A 15828-nucleotide genomic window follows, 5' to 3' on the forward strand; every position below is an offset into this window, starting at 1 on the left:
TTCCTGATGGACATCAATCGGCCGATTCTGTTGAAAAAGTCGGTTCTTCCAGACTGCCCGCATACTGACGGTTGAAAACGGCTTTTTTGCGCGCCGCTACGCGAAATCTGAACCCGCAATCCACTGCTCAAAGTAAAGATTTCAATCTCAAGCGCGTACTTTTCTGTCGTGGAATCCATGGCCGACTTTTTCAACAGAATCGGCCATTAGCGGACGTTCATTGCCGGTCAGCTTTCGGCCAGAAGCGGACCCTCCACCATCGCATCACATAGACTAAGAACCCCATTGGGTAGTACAAACAGCAACTGCGCTGAAAGCCAAAACCCGGCATTGCGCCGGGCCTTCGTCAACAACCCAAACACATTGACTTTAAATGCGCTTCAAGCTTTCCAGCCGCCTGACGCATAGAGACTCACGCGCAATTCGAGCCTGATCCGATTGAAAAAGCTCAAATCAGCGGCGCAGTGATAAAGCGTCGCGGTTCGGCGCTACGCCGAAAGCCTTCTTGTATTCTCGACTGAACTGAGAGGGGCTGGCGTATCCGGTCTCAAATGCGACACCTGTAACATTTGATGCTCCGGATGCGAGCAGCCGTCGAGCAGCGAGTAGCCTAAGTTGTCGCTGGTAAGCGAGCGGACTATGTGCAGTAACCGCCTTGAAATGTCGGTGGAACGACGTGACGCTCATACCGACATGAGCGGCAAGCCAATGCACACTCATCGGCTTATCGGCGTTCGCGCTGATCCAGTCTGCCGCGATTTTGATTTGTCCGAACCGGGTGTTGTGCATTCCAATTTGGCAGAGCCTGGAGCCTAGCGGACTTAACAATAGGCGGTAGTAGAACTCGCGCTCGAACTGGGAGCCAAGCACCTTAACCTCTGCTGGCGTGTCAAGCAGACCGATGAAGCGAACCAACGGCTCGACAAAACTGCTATCGGCTTGGGCGATAGAGATAGCGCCCGCCTGCGGATACGGTTGGGTGGACTTGCTCATATCGAGAAGCAAGCCAGCGACGATCCCTGCATCGAGCATTAATTCGACACTGATATAAGGTTTTTCCGGGCTCGCCTCTACCACTTCACTCACGAACGGTAACCCGACCGATGCCACTGCACAGGTGCCCGGATGGCAGTCAAACGTGCTATCGGCAATGTTCATCCGCTTGGCGCCTTGCAGCAGCAGATAGAACTTCGGCGCAAATAGAGCCGGGGTCGGAGGAACCGGAGCATCTGTGGATCTGATTGTCAGTCGGGGAAGAGTGTTTGATAGATCGGCGCAACCGCGATGTCGGCTCACTATTGCGAGAAGATGTTCCAGCATGATGGCTATCGATCCTGGTCGCACTCGCGACAGGCCAGTGGTTTCTCAAACTAAAACAGTTGGTAGGATCAGGCAAGGCTTTAGCACTATCGAGGATGTGGTCGGGCCGGATGTTCGCGAAAGTGGAGGCATCCAATATAACCCTGGCTTAGAGGGCCGATGATGTCAGACCAACCTTCTCGCTTGCAGCAATTCATGGACGAGGCGTCCATCCGGAACACCATTGCACGTTTCGCCGACAGCGCGACTCGCGCAGACCTCGCAATGTTTTACTCGGTTTGGGCAGATGATGGCGAATTCATCATTGGTCAAGCCCCTCACGGCCAGTACTCCAAAGGCCCAGACAACAACGTGGCGCTGCTTCACAAACTGCGCGCAGGCAAGGAGTTCTTCGTCCAATTCGCACTGCCGGGGGTGATTGTTATCGACGGTGATCAGGCAACTACCCGCACATTCGTGCATGAATCTGCACGCGGCCCAGGCGAGAAGTACTACCGCAATCACTGCATTGCGTTCGATGTGCTGCAACGCTCGGGAGACGATTGGGTTTTCAAGAGCAGATCCTTTCAGTACCTCTGGCTCGACACCGAAGCGTTCTCCGGAACCGGATTCCCGCTATTTCCGGCGGCATAATGCCTGGCCTGACTACCTGATCCCTTTGACAGGGCTATTCATATGTCGAAACAGATGTGTTTTTTGGGCTACAGCGGGCGCGATGCAATCGACCCGCTTCCAACGATTTTCGCCCAGGCAATAAGGCACACGCGGGTTCTCAGAACGCTTACGAGTTTCGCAAACGCGTCAGCGGCCACGCTGTGATACCCATTGTTTCGGCGATACAGCACCACTCTGCGACCAGGCAACGATAGGATTGTCCGAAGCTCACGTAATCCAGCTTGCTCACGCACTATCGCGTCGAGAAGGATAGTCGCCAAGCGACATTGCTTGAGTACATTGTTCAAGATGGCAATCGAGTTAGCTTCCAGCACGATGTTCGGACTAAAACGTTGCTTCTGGCGCCAGGCATCCACCGCCATCCGTGTCATTCGGCCAAGTTCTCCCTGTCGCGACCGTTCGCTTTGGGTCGTAAGCAACCTTCTGTGACTGGCAGCTATTGGCCGTTTTTTGCCGGTGCTGACCGGCTGCTTTGGGTCGACCTCTGCCGGTCATATCCTAGGGACGTACAGGTCAAATTCGGTCCAAAGGAGCGTCAGATCGAATCCAAATAGCTGGGTAGATCTGGGAAAGGCAACGGCGAGATGAGCTAGGCTTCCGGCATCATTACTCAAGGACGACCGTCATGCCCGATAACTCAAATTGCAAAATCGCCACAGCGGACGCTCTGACATTGCTCCTCCACAATCAGCACGCCATATGTGCAGCGATAGAAGAAATAACCAAGTGGCTGTCAGAAAATGGGGTCGGCAGTGTCGCCGCTAATGCGATATCGGCAATGGAAACGCTGGACACAAATGCTCAAGCCATCACAGATTCCATTATGAGGGTACGCCAGTGTTAGATCACTCAGTGAGGTCCAGGGCTGCTCTCTAATTTGAATGGCCCCCTGACTTTTAGACACAATTGACTGATAGAGGGACGGATAGCGACGGTCTGGCACGACCGTCGCTGTGAATGGTCACACCTCCGTCTGCTCCGCCATTTCCAAGGCATCATCGACTTCGATTCCCAAGTACCTGACAGTGCTTTCAAGCTTTGTATGACCAAGCAGGAGTTGGACCGCTCTCAAGTTCTTCGTCCTGCGATAAATCAACGAAGCCTTGGTTCTCCGTAGCGTGTGAGTGCCATACATGGTTGGGTCAAGGCCGATGGTTGTCACCCACGCTTTGACTATTCGAGCGTATTGCCTGGTGGATAAATGCTCCGAAGCGTGCAAGCGGCTCGGAAACAAGAAATCCTCACTGCGGAGACGCGCCTGGCGCATCCACGCTTCCAGAACCGTTCGGGTCTGTTCAGTGATTTCAAATTGCACTGGGTGTTGAGTTTTCTGCTGCATCACGATGGCCCGTGACGACACATGCTCCCCATGGGCAATGTCTCGGACCCGCAATTTAGTTAAGTCACAGGCACGCAGCTTGCTATCGATGGCCAGATTGAATAGCGCCAAATCACGCGTCTTCTCAGCAAGCTGAAGTCTTATTCGGATAGCCCAGATATCTCTGACGCGGAGCGGGGCTTTCTGACCGACAAGCTTTCCCTTGTTCCAAGGCTGATGGCGGTATCTAGCAACAGTGTTCATGGCTCGACCTCCACGTTAAGGGAAGACAAGGGTGGATCGGTCGCAACGGCTGGTGGTGGCTATCAGCCGCATAGCTGCCTGCAAAGGCATAAATCGACCCATAGCTGCCCTTCGCGAAGGGCGGAGGTCGGCCGTTCTCTGCCTGTCGACTCTTGTGTGTGCATTGGTCAACCGTATGCAAACGGCGGTCACCGCGAATGCAAATGTCTTGTGAGTGGCAATGGATTGGGTGGCCATGTGCGATGCAATTAAGCGTTTAGGAACACTTGAGAACTCACCGAACTCGACGTGTCGCATGAGGCTAAACGCTCCACGACGACCTCTTCGCTTCGATAAAAGAGGCCGACCTGCGTTGCTGCCTGCCTGAGCGTGGACCGGATCAATGAGAGATCGCTGTCCAAGTGTTTGTAGAATGGGCGTCAAAGTGCGCGTGGAATCCGCAGACCAACTTGCGCACAGAGGCTAAACCCCTTGAAACATTGGTTTTGGGGGGTTATCAGAGAGGGAGATAGAATTGTGTCAAAGTCGAAAAACCGGCGCGGTTATGCCGCTTGACGGCAATACGCCGGGAAAACCCGGCGGGGTCGGCTACCAGCCTTTGACCCCGCTCATGTCGGGCAGCTTGTGGGCAATGCCCTTATGACAGTCAATACAGGTGGCCTGCCCGCTGGCCAGTGATGTGGAATGCATATTGGCGGCGCGTTTGCCCTGACGGGTAAAGTCCATGAATTCAAAGTTATGGCAATTGCGGCATTCTCGGGAGTCGTTTGCCTTGAGCCGCCCCCACTCGTGCTCGGCCAGTTCACGGCGCATATCGAGAAATTTTTCCCGGGTATCGATCGTTCCGAACACCTTGCCCCACACCTCCTTGGAAGCCTGCATTTTGCGGGCAATCTTGTGCGTCCACTCATGCGGGACGTGACAGTCCGGACAGGTGGCTCGTACGCCGGAGCGATTGGTGTAGTGAATGGTTTCCTGTAGTTCGACAAAAACGTTGTCGCGCATTTCATGACAGGAAATGCAGAACTTCTCGGTATTGGTGGCTTCCAGCGCAGTGTTGAAACCACCCCAGAAAATCACCCCGGCGATGAACCCGCCGAGTGTCAGAAAGCCCAGGCTGTAATGCACGCTGGGGCGACGCAGAATGCCCCAATAGTCTTTGAGCAGCGCACGCAAGGATTTCATGGCCTCTCCTTAAGGTTTCTGCTGGCCGTTGATTTCGTCTTGCAGCACCTGGTCAATGTTCTTGAAGTTGTTGCCCACCAGAGGCTTTACGTCTTTCTGTGGTACATGACACTGAGTACAGAAATACCGACGCGGCGAAACAGCGGCCAGCGCCTGACCATCACGGTCCATGTAGTGGGTGATACTGATCATCGGCGCCTGAGTGCGGGCACTATTGGCACGGCTGTGACAGGACAGGCACTTGTTGCTGTTCTTGTCGATCGGATACCCCCGAATACTGTGGGGGATGGTGGGCGGCTGGTCAGGATAATTACGCTCGCGCTTGAGGTCCTTGTTCTCGTCATCAGCCATCAGCGGTGCCGCAAACTCCTGGGTCAAGGTCCCTCCGGGTCGCCGGCCATCCGGCGCAGGAGCATCCAGCGGGTAATCGGGCTGAGCCGCGAATGCCAGTGGCACCCACAGCAACAGAGCAGCAAGCAAAGACAGCGAATGACTCTTCATCTGAGCGCTCCTTATGCCGTCTTGATCAACTCAATCCTGATCGCACATTTTTTATAATCAGTCTGCTTGGAGATGGGGTCCGTCGCATCGAGAGTGACCTTGTTGATCAGCTTGTTGGCATCGAAGAACGGTACGAACACCAGGCCTTGGGGTGGCTTGTTGCGCCCTCGGGTTTCAATGCGCGCACGCATCTCACCGCGTCGGCTGATCAGCTTCACTTCGCTGCCTCGACGGGCATTCAAGGCTTTGGCATCGGCCGGGTGCATGTAGACCAACGCGTCGGGGACAGCCTTATGAAGTTCCTCGACACGCTGGGTCATGGACCCGGTGTGCCAGTGCTCAAGCACTCGTCCGGTGCTCAACCAGAATGGAAACTCCGCGTCGGGGGTTTCCGCAGGGGGTTCGTAGGGCAGCGCGAAGATAATCGCCTTCTTGTCGGGATAGCCATAGAACTGCACACCGCTGCCCTTCTCCACGTAGGGGTCATAGCCTTCCCGGAAACGCCAGCGTGTTTCCTTGCCATCGACGACGGGCCATCGCAACCCTCGTTCGGTGTGATAGAGATCGAACGGGGCGAGGTCATGACCGTGGCCACGGCCGAATTGGGCATATTCTTCGAACAAGCCTTTTTGCAGGTAAAAACCAAAATCCCGGGCCTCATCATTTTTATAGCCCGCCGCCATCTGATCAAGCGGGAACTGATCGACCTGACCGTTCTTGAACAACACCTCGTACAGGGTTTTGCCCTTGTACTGCGGTGAGGCAGACAATATTTCCTCGGACCAGACCTCGTCCGTTTTAAAGCGTTTGGAAAACTCCACCAGTTGCCAGAGATCGGACTTGGCGTCACCCGGCGCCGAAACCAATTGATGCCAGAACTGCGTACGTCGTTCCGCGTTGCCGTAAGCGCCCTCTTTCTCGACCCACATCGCGGTGGGCAGAATCAGATCGGCCGCCTGGGCCGAGACGGTGGGATACACATCCGAGACAATCACAAAGTTCTCGGGATTGCGCCAACCCGGCAACACTTCCTGCATGATATTGGGGCCGGCCTGCATGTTGTTGCTGGCCATCGTCCAATACACATTGAGCACGCCGTCCTTGAGCATTCGGCTCTGCTGCACGGCATGGAACCCGACTTTTTCGTTGATGGTGCCCGGCGGCAGTTTCCAGATTTTCTCCGCCGTGGCGCGATGCTTTGGATTGGTGACCACCAGATCAGCGGGCAAGCGATGGGAGAAGGTCCCCACTTCCCGCGCCGTGCCGCAAGCCGAAGGCTGCCCCGTCAGGGAGAAAGGACTGTTGCCCGGCTCGCTGATTTTACCGGTCAGCAGGTGGATGTTGTAAATCAGGTTATTGGCCCAGACGCCCCGCGTGTGCTGGTTAAAGCCCATGGTCCAGAAGGAGACCACCTTGCGCTTCGGGTCGGCATACAGCTCGGCCAAGGCCTTGAGTTGCTCGGTCGGTACGCCGGTTTCCTTGGCGGTGCGCTCAAGGGTGTAAGGTTTTACGAACGCCGCGAATTGCTCAAAGTCGATGTCACTCCAGGTGTTCGCCTTGGCCGCATTACTGGCCTTCATCTCCAGTGGATTATCAGGACGCAGGCCGTAGCCGATGTCATCCGTACCTTTGGCAAACCTGGTGTGTTTGCTGACAAAGTCTTTGTTGACCGAACCGCTTTCAATGATGTGGTTGGCTATGTAATTGAGGATAAACAGGTCCGTCTGTGGCTTGAACACCATGGGGATGTCAGCCAACTCAAAACTGCGATGCTCGAAGGTCGACAGTACGGCCACCTTGACGTTGGGCTGACTCAATCGGCGATCCGCCACCCGGCTCCAAAGTATCGGGTGCATCTCCGCCATGTTTGAGCCCCACAGCACGAACGCATCGGTGACTTCAATATCGTCATAACACCCCATCGGCTCATCCATACCGAAGGTACGCATAAAGCCCATGACCGCTGAGGCCATGCAATGACGCGCATTGGGGTCAATGTTATTGGAGCGAAAACCCGCCTTCATCAACTTGTTGGCCGCGTACCCTTCCCAGACGGTCCACTGACCTGATCCGAACATGGCGATTGACTCGGAGCCCTTGTTTTTTATCGCCTCCTTGAACTTCAACTCCATCACATCAAACGCTTGATCCCAGGACACCGGTTGAAACTCGCCTTGCTTGTCATATTGCCCGTTGGTCATGCGCAACAGCGGCTGGGTCAGGCGATCAACGCCGTACATGATTTTCGACAGGAAATAGCCTTTGACGCAGTTCAATCCGCGATTGACCTCGGCTTTCACATCACCATGAGTGGCGACCACCCGATTGTCCTTGGTCGCCACCATGACGCTGCACCCGGTTCCGCAAAAACGGCAAGGCGCTTTATTCCAGTCCAGGGCCACCCGGTCTTCTTCGGTGATCAGGTTGCTGGCAGAGGTAAACACCGGGAGCCCCGCCGCCGCTGCGGCGATCCCGGCAGCCTGGGCTTTGACAAACTCGCGTCGAGTCATAGGCATGTGCTTTCTCCCGTCACATCGAGAGTCTCGTGATAAACGAGGGCGGCATTGAGCACACCCGGCAAGCCGTTGATCTCACTGATGCGCCGGGAAATCTCACTTTCATCCTCCATCTCCAGCACCACAACCAGCTTGCCGGCGGGACTTTCCTGGTGCAGTTCAACGCCTTCGAGCAACCGCAAGTTGGCTTTCACCGCCTCGAACAATTCAGGGTGGGCAAGGACCACCAGACTGGCAATATGCAGCGTCTTTTCCATGACCCGTACTCCCCGTCTTTTGCTAAAGATGGACAACGATCAATTAGGTGGACCAGGAGGGCCGAGCAGCATTTGCAGAAACCAGACAAAGAAGCCGTAACCACCCACTATCGCCACGGACAGCAATGGAAAAAAAATGACAATCAGAAAAAAGAACAGGCGGGTTTCTTTGCGCGCGCGCTGTGGAGAGTCATCCGTTAGTGGCATGCTGATCACTCCTGCCAAACTTTGAATTCAGCCTAGACGGCCCACATCACAAATTCCACGAAACGGATTAACGGCAGAGCTAAGGAAGGTCTGAGCCAAGAGACAGATATTTTCAGATGGCGAGTCGAAGGACAGGCTGACACAACCAATTCAAGCTCACGTGACCGGCGGCAAGCGAGAAGCGGAGGGAGGTAACAGGTAGTATCGACCCAAATTTGATGTTTTCCCCAGTCAACTGGAGCCCAACCCATTAGCGACGCCATATCGCTGATATTGCATTTTTTGAAAATCGAGCGTCCACTTTTGGCCGATTACTGCCTGTCGCAACCGGCTGAAAGCGGCCACAAGCAGCCTTTCAACGCTGCCCAAAGAAACAAACTCGACGTATCCCGCTGAAAGACAAGATTGAAAAGGAGTTCGAAGAAAAACCGATTGTCAGCAAATTGGAGAAATGATGAACACTGTCATCGATAGCGTGAAATCAACCGGCCGCCGACTACACGAACGCTGGAACAGGGTCACTGACAAGCGCGCGAAGTGACCCTGTTCCTCTGGACGATTTACCGGTCAAGCAGGAATGCACAGCGCCTATGAGCCTTACATAGCCTTGAAGCAGTACGCAGCCAGCTTGTTACCGTCCAGGTCCCGCGCGTAAGCCGCATAGGCGTTGGGGGCCCAGCCTCGCGGACCCGGAGCACCTTCATCGGCACCGCCACTGGCCAGTGCGGCGGCGTGGAAAGCATCAATGGCGGCACGATTCGGCGCTTCGAAGCTAACGGTGATCCCGTTACCGACGCTGGCAGGCGCGCCATTGGCGGGTTTGAGCACGAAGAAGGACGGGGCGTTTTCGCCCCAGATTGAGCCATTGTCATCCAGATCGGCGATGCGTTTCTGGCCGAGTGTGGCGAGCACAGTGTCATAGAAACGGCGGGCGTTCTGCAGGTTGTTGGTACCAACGGTGACGTGGGTGAAGATGCTCATCTTGATGCTCTCTTGATAAAAACAGGATGGATGGGTGTGTAGTGTTGCCCGTGCGCGCTCGACGCCAGGGCGCTTCAATCAGCGATCGAAATGGATGACGGTGCGAATGCTCTTGCCTTCATGCATCAAGCCGAAGGCCTTGTTGATGTCCTCGAGCCCCATGGTGTGGGTGATGAAGGTGTCGAGCGGGATCTCGCCAGCCTGGGCCTTTTCGACATAAGTGGGCAGTTCGCTGCGGCCTTTTACGCCGCCAAAAGCCGAGCCGCGCCAGACCCGGCCGGTCACGAGCTGGAAGGGTCGGGTACTGATTTCCTGGCCCGCACCGGCGACTCCGATAATCACCGACTCTCCCCAGCCCTTGTGACAACACTCCAGGGCCGCGCGCATCAGGTGGACGTTGCCAATGCATTCGAAGGAGTAGTCCACGCCGCCCTCGGTCATTTCGACGATCACGTCCTGGATTGGCCTGTCGTCATCCTTGGGATTGACGAAATCCGTAGCGCCCAGTTGCCTGGCAATCTCGAACTTGGCCGGGTTGATATCGATCGCAATGATTCGCCCGGCCTTGGCCATGGTGGCGCCGATGATCGCGGCCAGGCCGATGCCGCCCAAGCCGAAGATCGCCACGCTGGCGCCCTCCTGCACTTTTGCCGTGTTGAGCACCGCACCAATGCCGGTGGTCACGCCGCAACCGAGCAGGCAGACCTTTTCCAGTGGCGCATCCTTGGGGATTTTGGCCAGGGAAACTTCCGGCAGCACGGTGTATTCGGCAAAGGTCGAGGTGCCCATGTAGTGGAACAGGGGCTGGCCGTTGTAGGAGAAGCGACTGGTGCCGTCCGGCATCAGGCCCCTGCCCTGGGTCGCGCGAATTTTCTGGCAGAGGTTGGTCTTGTCTGATTTGCAGAATTTACAGTCGCCGCATTCCGGGGTGTAGAGCGGGATCACGTGATCGCCCACCGCCACCGAGGTCACGCCTTCGCCGATGGCCTCGACGATCCCGCCGCCTTCATGCCCGAGGACAACTGGAAAGAGGCCTTCCGGATCCGCGCCGGACAGAGTGAACGCATCGGTATGGCAGACGCCGGTGGCGATGATTCGTACCAGCACCTCCCCGGCGTGCGGGGGTGCCACGTCGATTTCGACGATTTGCAGAGGCTGGTTCGCCGCGAAGGCTACAGCGGCTCGTGATTTGGTCATGGTCTTTTTCCTGGGCGCACAGAGGAGTCGCCTCTATGCAGAAGCGGTAAAAATCAGTAGTGAGAGAGCGTTGCGACGTTACATGGCGGCGGGCATCCTTGCCCTCGAAACTGGTTAGAGCGCTGCCTCGATCTTTTTTGCCGCGGTTTCATCGACCCAGGCGTGCCAGACTTCCGGGTGCTCCTTGAGGAACATCCTCGCCAGCTTTGGCGATTCAATGCGCTCCCGGGTCATCCGCGCCAGGTTCTGGTTCAACAGATCGATGGGAATGTTGACCTTCTCCAGCACTGCGACCAGTTCGGGCGCCTGTTCATGAAAAGTCCTGGAGAGCCCGACCATCGTGACGACGTCTTTGTTTCCTCCGGTTTTTTCTTCCAGTCTGATCGCATCGATCTGTCCCATCAGCGGCGTCGGTGACCAATAGTAGAACAGCACCGGTTCACCGCGCTTATAGCTGGAGAGGACGGCAGCATCCAATGCAGCTCCGGTGCCTGGACGGAAGTTGGTGAAGGTGTTTTCCAGACCGTACTCTTTCAACATCTCGGTATTGTCCTGTTCACAGATCCAGCCCGCAGGACAGTTGTAGAAACGGCCTTTGGACGGTTCCTCCGAATCCTTGAACACACCCGGGTACTTGCTCAGGTCGGCGACTGTCTTCAGGTCAGGCGCCTGCGCAGGTCGATTGCGTTTGGCGTCTCCCTCCACGACATAACGCGGTACGTACCAACCCTGGGTCGCTCCGATGATCGGTGCGCCAACCCCGACGACCTTGCCGGCTGCCGCGGCCTTTTTCCAGACCTCGCTGCGCTCCATCCACTCTTCGCCAAACACCTGGATGTCGTTGCCGGCCAAAGCGGTCTCAAGAATGATGGTATTGCCCACCAACTGATCCGTTGCACAGCCATAACCCTCCTTGAGCACAACCATCATGATATCGGTGAGGAGCATCCCGCTCTCCCAGTTCAGACCGGCGAACTTCACCGGCTTGCCCGAATCACACCAGCCCGAGGCCTGGCTTGAAGCACTGCCGACGAGCAATCCAAGGGTGAGTAACGACGCCAGCAAACTCTTCCTGTTTTTCATGATCAGACGCTCCGAATCTTTTTTATTGGGGGCAGCGAACTGTTGTGGGCGACACAGGAACAAACGGGCCCATGAGATTTAACATGGACAGGTGCGCGCGCAAACATGTGAAGCGAAGAAGTGAATCAATTGCTTTTATTGTTATGGCGAAACTCAAACCAATGGATCAACGGTGGTACGTCCGTAGAACAACTGGCGTGCATAGGCACTGAATTCGACATTGGGTTGGTCCACATACGCCAACACCGCGTTGAGCCTCAACCTGTCGCCTGCCACCGGCGTGACCCGGTGCAATGAATAGCGGCCACGGAACAGGGTCAGGGTGCCGGGCACCTGGGGCAAAACCTCTATTTGCTGCGTTTTCGGGTCATCGAGGAATTGCCTCACCGCATCATGGCAATCATCGTTTTCATTGCGCAGCATGCGCACGTACTCAAAATCCCCGCCAGCGCTCGCCGCCTGAAGGGACAGGGTGACGCTGAAGTCGGAACGATCAAAATGCCACCCCAACTCCTGCCCTGCCGTGAAGCCCTGCAAGTTGAGGGCGGCCAGTGGATCGGCGTGGCGATAGAGCGTATCGAGGTTCAACACATCCTTGATGAACGCAAGGACTTCATCCGACTCATAGATCGGCCGGATCGAGTGGTCGAGCGGAATATCGGCGTAGGCAACGGTGTCTTTCGCCGTGTTCATCAAGCGTCGCAGCGGATGTTGCGGATCGACGCTTTCGTCCTGGGGCTTGAAATAAACCGTGTGATTCTCGCGAAAACGAAACATGCGCGAGTGCAGTGCGAGGGTCTGCTGCGCCATCGCGACAACCGATGGCTCGCGGACAAAACCCGGGAAGATCGCAACGCCCTCTTCGCTCAGCAGCGACTGGCTTTGCGCAACCAGTGCCAGGTAAGCGGGACTGGTGCGATCAGTGATGGGGTAACGTTCGAAGTCGATGATATCGCCAAGGGTTGGTGCAGCAGTGGTGGGCAGGTTAGTCATTGTTATGGGTCTCCGGTGGTTCTGCTGGATTCAGATTGCATCGCCACCAAAAACAAGTCACGCTCATAATTTTACGCAATTTTGTGAATTTTTTTCAGGTCGCTCGCCATGAGACTCACCCTTGATCACCTTGTGATGTTGCAAACCCTGGCGGAAGTCGACTCGGTCACGGCCGTTGCCGAGCGTTTATGGCTGACCCCCTCGGCGGTCAGTCACCGCCTGCGCGAAGCCGAGCGGCGACTGGGTGTGGGCCTGACCGAAAGATCAGGCGGCAAGCTCCGGCTCAGCCCTGCCGGCGTGCGTCTGGAACGGGCCGCCAAGGACATCATCGCGATACTCAACGAGGCCGAGGCCGAAGCCCGGTCGATGGCCGGGGGCGTCACCGCATTTGTCCGCATGGGGGTCACTTCTTATGGCCCGTTTCGCTGGATTCCGAAATTCATCAAGCATTACTCGAGCCTTCGACCAGACATCGAAATCACCCTGGTGACCGTTCCCCGAAACGACGTCTACGCCAGCCTGATGCAAGGCCGAATCGATGTGTCCATCATCGATGACGGCATGGTGCCCAGCGGTGTCGCCAAGCTGCCGCTTTTTCGCGACGATCTGATCGCGATCATGGCCACCGACCACCCCCTGGCGGACAGGAAAAATATCTATGCGCAGGACTTCAAGACCTACAACCTGGTGACCTATTCAACCGATCGTGCCAGCGGCTGGGAATATGACCGGTTCTTCGCCCCTGCCAGCATCCTGCCGCGCCGCATGATCACCGTGGAGCTGATTGAAGCCATCGTTGAACTGGTTCGCTCAGGCTACGGCATCAGCATATTGCAACGGGACTTGGTGAGCCCCAGCCTCGAGCGCGGAGAGCTTGCGTGGGCGGTACTGAACGACGGCCTCGACATCGCCTGGAACGCCATCGTTCGTCCCTCTGAACAGCAGGACAGCGAGGTTAACAAGATGGTTATGGAGCTCGATATCTGGATCAAGAATGGTGAAAAAAGCTGATCACAGCTGTTGCTGCACGACAGTCAGCAACCGGCCAAGAACGGAAATCCAATACATTGCGTTGCATCTTCAGAGAATCCGCTTTTTGACAAAGCAGGGAACCCGACTGGAAGAAGATTTTTGCATTCGAGTGAAATGCAGCCGACAACAAGCCTGCTGCGAAAGCTTTTTGCACCTTGCGCACGATATGTCATTGGGTGCGCAAGGTAGCCTCAGCCTGGAACAAGGCAGAACCGATCCCAGATGAATTACTGCTGGGTGCCGGGCAGCAGTTCAAAGGTAGGGGTAAACGGGGTAATGGCGGCCATCAACAATTCGAAGGGTTTGTGATTGCCTGTGAAGGTGGCTTTGCCCGCCGTAACGAGTTGAGCGAAGCTGGTTTTCCTGGCCATGACGCCTTCAAGATCAGAACGATCAAGGGTGATCGTAAGGTCGGGATTTTTTGCTTGCTGCCCCTTGATATTGGTCAGTGTCGAATTGCTTAACTCAACCACAAACTGCTCACCGTTGTCGGGCGTCTTGAGGTTCAAGATGAAGTGTTGATCCGCCACTTTGTTGCCATCCAGAGCGATGCCGAGGTACTCCAGCCACAACTCGGTACTCATGGCGCGAATCATGTCAGGCCCAGTGGTTTTGGGCGGCACCCCCTTTGGCATGCCGTTGCGCAGCTCATACGCCGCCGCAAGGAAGCTGTTACGCACCCCGGCACTTTCCTTCTGATAACCGACCTGCTCATAGACGTCCGCGAGCAAGTCCTTGGCCTCGGTGTTTTGGGGTTGGGCATACACCAGCTTATTGAGGATTTCATAGGCTTCGCGGTATTTGCCCTGATCGAACAAGGATTTGCCCTTGGTCATGATCTTCTCCGAGCCCCCCATCATTTCCACGTACAGCGGTGCCGAATCCTTCGGTGACAGCGGCATCAGCGTCGCTGGGTTGGCATCCCAGTAACCCAGGTAGCGGTTGATCACGGCGCGGCTATTGTGCTCCTCGGATCCGTGATAGCTGTGGGTCGCCCAGTTGTTTTTCAGGCTGTCTGGCAACTTGTAGACGTTGTGAATCTCGTTGATGGTGACGCCTTGGTTGGCCGCGTGCAGCACGGCGTTATTCAGGTTGGCATAGGCGTCGCGTTGCGCGCGCATGACGTCCTGAATCCGCTCGTTGCCCCAACGTGGCCAACTGTGCGCAGCGAACATGACGTCCGCCTGTTGTCCGTAGCGATACAACGCATTGTTGATGTTCTTCGACCAGACCAATGGATCACGGACCAGAGCACCGCGCAGGGTATAAATGTTATGGATGGTGCCGACGATGTTTTCCGCGGCCCAGAATGCCTTGAACTGCGGGAACCAGGTATTCATCTCCGCTGGCGCTTCGGTGCCGGGAGTGCTCTGGAACTCCATTTCCACGCCGTCGAGCGTCAGGGTCTCGAAATCTTTCGAGATATAGCGATTGGGTTCGACCAGGCCCATGTTGCCGATGGACGCATTTTTCCCGATGGCCATGTCGACGTGGCCATACGGACTGTGCGGCAACAACACGCCATATTGGAAAAACGCGCGCCGGGTCATGGCGTTACCGGCGTAAACGTTTTCAGCCACGGCATGTTCCATGAAACCGGTGGGGGCTATCAGCGGGATTTTTCCGCTGCGCACATCGGCCTCATCGACCAACCCGCGCACACCACCAAAATGGTCGGCATGGGAGTGAGAGATCACCACCGCTACGACCAGGCGCTTGCCGAGTTTTTCATTGATAAAGTCCAGCGCAGCCTTGGCGGTTTCCTTCGACATCAGCGTGTCGAACACAATCCAGCCCGTATCGCCCTTGATGAACGTGATGTTTGCCAGGTCAAACCCGCGCACCTGGTAAATCTTTTCCGGAACCACCTCGTATAGACCGAAAGCCATATTGAGGATCGCCTGACGCTGCAACGACGGGTTGACGCTGTCGTAATCCTTGCCATCGAGCAGGAAGTCATAGCTCCCCATGTTCCAGGCGACATTTCCGGCTTCAGCCATGATCTTGTTGTAGGTCGGTGCCGCAATAAAGCCTTTTTTGGACTCTTCAAAATCTCGTTTATCCGCGAACGGAAGTGTCTTGCGCACACCATTTTGCATTTCGATCGTGTAGGCCGAAGGCGGTTTGCCTTTGCTATCGAAGTGCGCACTTTTTGTTGAGGATGGATCAGAACTTGCGCCGTTTGCATCGGCAGCAAAAATCGCAGGGCTAACGCCACAGCCCAGCGTAATTGCCAGTGCCAGATGGAGGGTCTTGTTGTGCATGAGGGGGTTCCTGTAACAAGGGCTGCCAAGAGCGT

15 protein-coding genes and 1 pseudogene are annotated in these 15828 nt (G+C 55.9%); 3 read left to right on the top strand and 13 right to left on the bottom strand.

The genetic code is table 11. The features are described 5' to 3' along the window. Window positions 1–453: 453 nt before the first annotated feature. Window positions 454–1320, bottom strand: coding sequence for an AraC family transcriptional regulator (locus tag ABVN21_RS12140; protein ID WP_069556797.1), 867 nt, complete (start codon window positions 1318–1320; stop codon window positions 454–456). A gap of 195 nt (window positions 1321–1515) precedes the next feature. On the opposite strand from ABVN21_RS12140, the gene ABVN21_RS12145 reads away from it, so the two are divergent. Beyond that, window positions 1516–1953, top strand: a complete 438-nt coding sequence (locus ABVN21_RS12145; protein WP_163005358.1) for a nuclear transport factor 2 family protein — start codon at window positions 1516–1518, stop codon at window positions 1951–1953. A gap of 134 nt (window positions 1954–2087) precedes the next feature. Here ABVN21_RS12145 and ABVN21_RS12150 read toward each other — a convergent pair. Next, window positions 2088–2363, bottom strand: a pseudogene (locus ABVN21_RS12150) (LysR substrate-binding domain-containing protein); the annotation flags it as partial. A gap of 257 nt (window positions 2364–2620) precedes the next feature. On the opposite strand from ABVN21_RS12150, the gene ABVN21_RS12155 reads away from it, so the two are divergent. Further along, window positions 2621–2839 carry a hypothetical protein gene (locus ABVN21_RS12155; protein WP_323627380.1) on the top strand — a complete coding sequence of 73 codons (219 nt, stop codon included), beginning with the start codon at window positions 2621–2623 and terminating at the stop codon, window positions 2837–2839. Window positions 2840–2956: 117 nt separating this feature from the next. Here the strand turns inward: ABVN21_RS12155 and ABVN21_RS12160 are convergent, their stop codons facing one another. From ABVN21_RS12160 to ABVN21_RS12205, 10 genes are all read right to left on the bottom strand, one after another. Then, complete coding sequence (locus ABVN21_RS12160) at window positions 2957–3577, bottom strand: tyrosine-type recombinase/integrase (RefSeq protein WP_103404537.1); 621 nt, start codon at window positions 3575–3577, stop codon at window positions 2957–2959. 588 nt (window positions 3578–4165) lie between these two features. After that, on the bottom strand, window positions 4166–4762 hold the full coding sequence (locus tag ABVN21_RS12165) for a cytochrome c3 family protein (RefSeq protein WP_095945749.1): 597 nt from the start codon (window positions 4760–4762) through the stop codon (window positions 4166–4168). 9 nt (window positions 4763–4771) lie between these two features. After that, the gene (locus ABVN21_RS12170) at window positions 4772–5263 is read right to left on the bottom strand and encodes a nitrate reductase cytochrome c-type subunit (protein WP_095945750.1); all 492 of its coding nucleotides are present in this window, start codon (window positions 5261–5263) and stop codon (window positions 4772–4774) included. An 11-nt stretch (window positions 5264–5274) separates the two neighbouring features. Then, window positions 5275–7779, bottom strand: a complete 2505-nt coding sequence (gene napA / locus ABVN21_RS12175) for a nitrate reductase catalytic subunit NapA (protein ID WP_095945751.1) — start codon at window positions 7777–7779, stop codon at window positions 5275–5277. Then, on the bottom strand, window positions 7770–8036 hold the full coding sequence (locus ABVN21_RS12180) for a chaperone NapD (protein ID WP_095945752.1): 267 nt from the start codon (window positions 8034–8036) through the stop codon (window positions 7770–7772). Before ABVN21_RS12180 ends, napA begins: the two co-directional genes overlap by 10 nt. A gap of 39 nt (window positions 8037–8075) precedes the next feature. After that, entirely contained in the window at window positions 8076–8243 is a 168-nt protein-coding gene (locus ABVN21_RS12185; protein WP_095945753.1) for a periplasmic nitrate reductase, NapE protein, read from the bottom strand. Window positions 8244–8840: 597 nt separating this feature from the next. Continuing rightward, the gene (locus ABVN21_RS12190; RefSeq protein WP_339552315.1) at window positions 8841–9224 is read right to left on the bottom strand and encodes a VOC family protein; all 384 of its coding nucleotides are present in this window, start codon (window positions 9222–9224) and stop codon (window positions 8841–8843) included. 78 nt (window positions 9225–9302) lie between these two features. After that, entirely contained in the window at window positions 9303–10421 is a 1119-nt protein-coding gene (locus ABVN21_RS12195) for an S-(hydroxymethyl)glutathione dehydrogenase/class III alcohol dehydrogenase (RefSeq protein ID WP_339552316.1), read from the bottom strand. A gap of 114 nt (window positions 10422–10535) precedes the next feature. Continuing rightward, window positions 10536–11504: an ABC transporter substrate-binding protein gene (locus ABVN21_RS12200; protein WP_339552317.1), complete on the bottom strand. Its 969-nt coding sequence runs from the start codon at window positions 11502–11504 to the stop codon at window positions 10536–10538. Window positions 11505–11657: 153 nt separating this feature from the next. After that, complete coding sequence (locus ABVN21_RS12205; RefSeq protein ID WP_339552318.1) at window positions 11658–12497, bottom strand: hypothetical protein; 840 nt, start codon at window positions 12495–12497, stop codon at window positions 11658–11660. Window positions 12498–12605: 108 nt separating this feature from the next. Here ABVN21_RS12205 and ABVN21_RS12210 point away from each other — a divergent pair, with 108 nt between their 5' ends. Next, window positions 12606–13508, top strand: a complete 903-nt coding sequence (locus tag ABVN21_RS12210; protein WP_339552320.1) for a LysR family transcriptional regulator — start codon at window positions 12606–12608, stop codon at window positions 13506–13508. Window positions 13509–13756: 248 nt separating this feature from the next. On the opposite strand, the gene ABVN21_RS12215 is transcribed toward ABVN21_RS12210, so the two are convergent. Then, window positions 13757–15793, bottom strand: a complete 2037-nt coding sequence (locus tag ABVN21_RS12215) for an alkyl sulfatase dimerization domain-containing protein (RefSeq protein ID WP_339552321.1) — start codon at window positions 15791–15793, stop codon at window positions 13757–13759. Window positions 15794–15828: the final 35 nt, after the last annotated feature.

It is taken from the genome of Pseudomonas sp. MYb327, from assembly GCF_040438925.1.
Lineage (GTDB): Bacteria > Pseudomonadota > Gammaproteobacteria > Pseudomonadales > Pseudomonadaceae > Aquipseudomonas.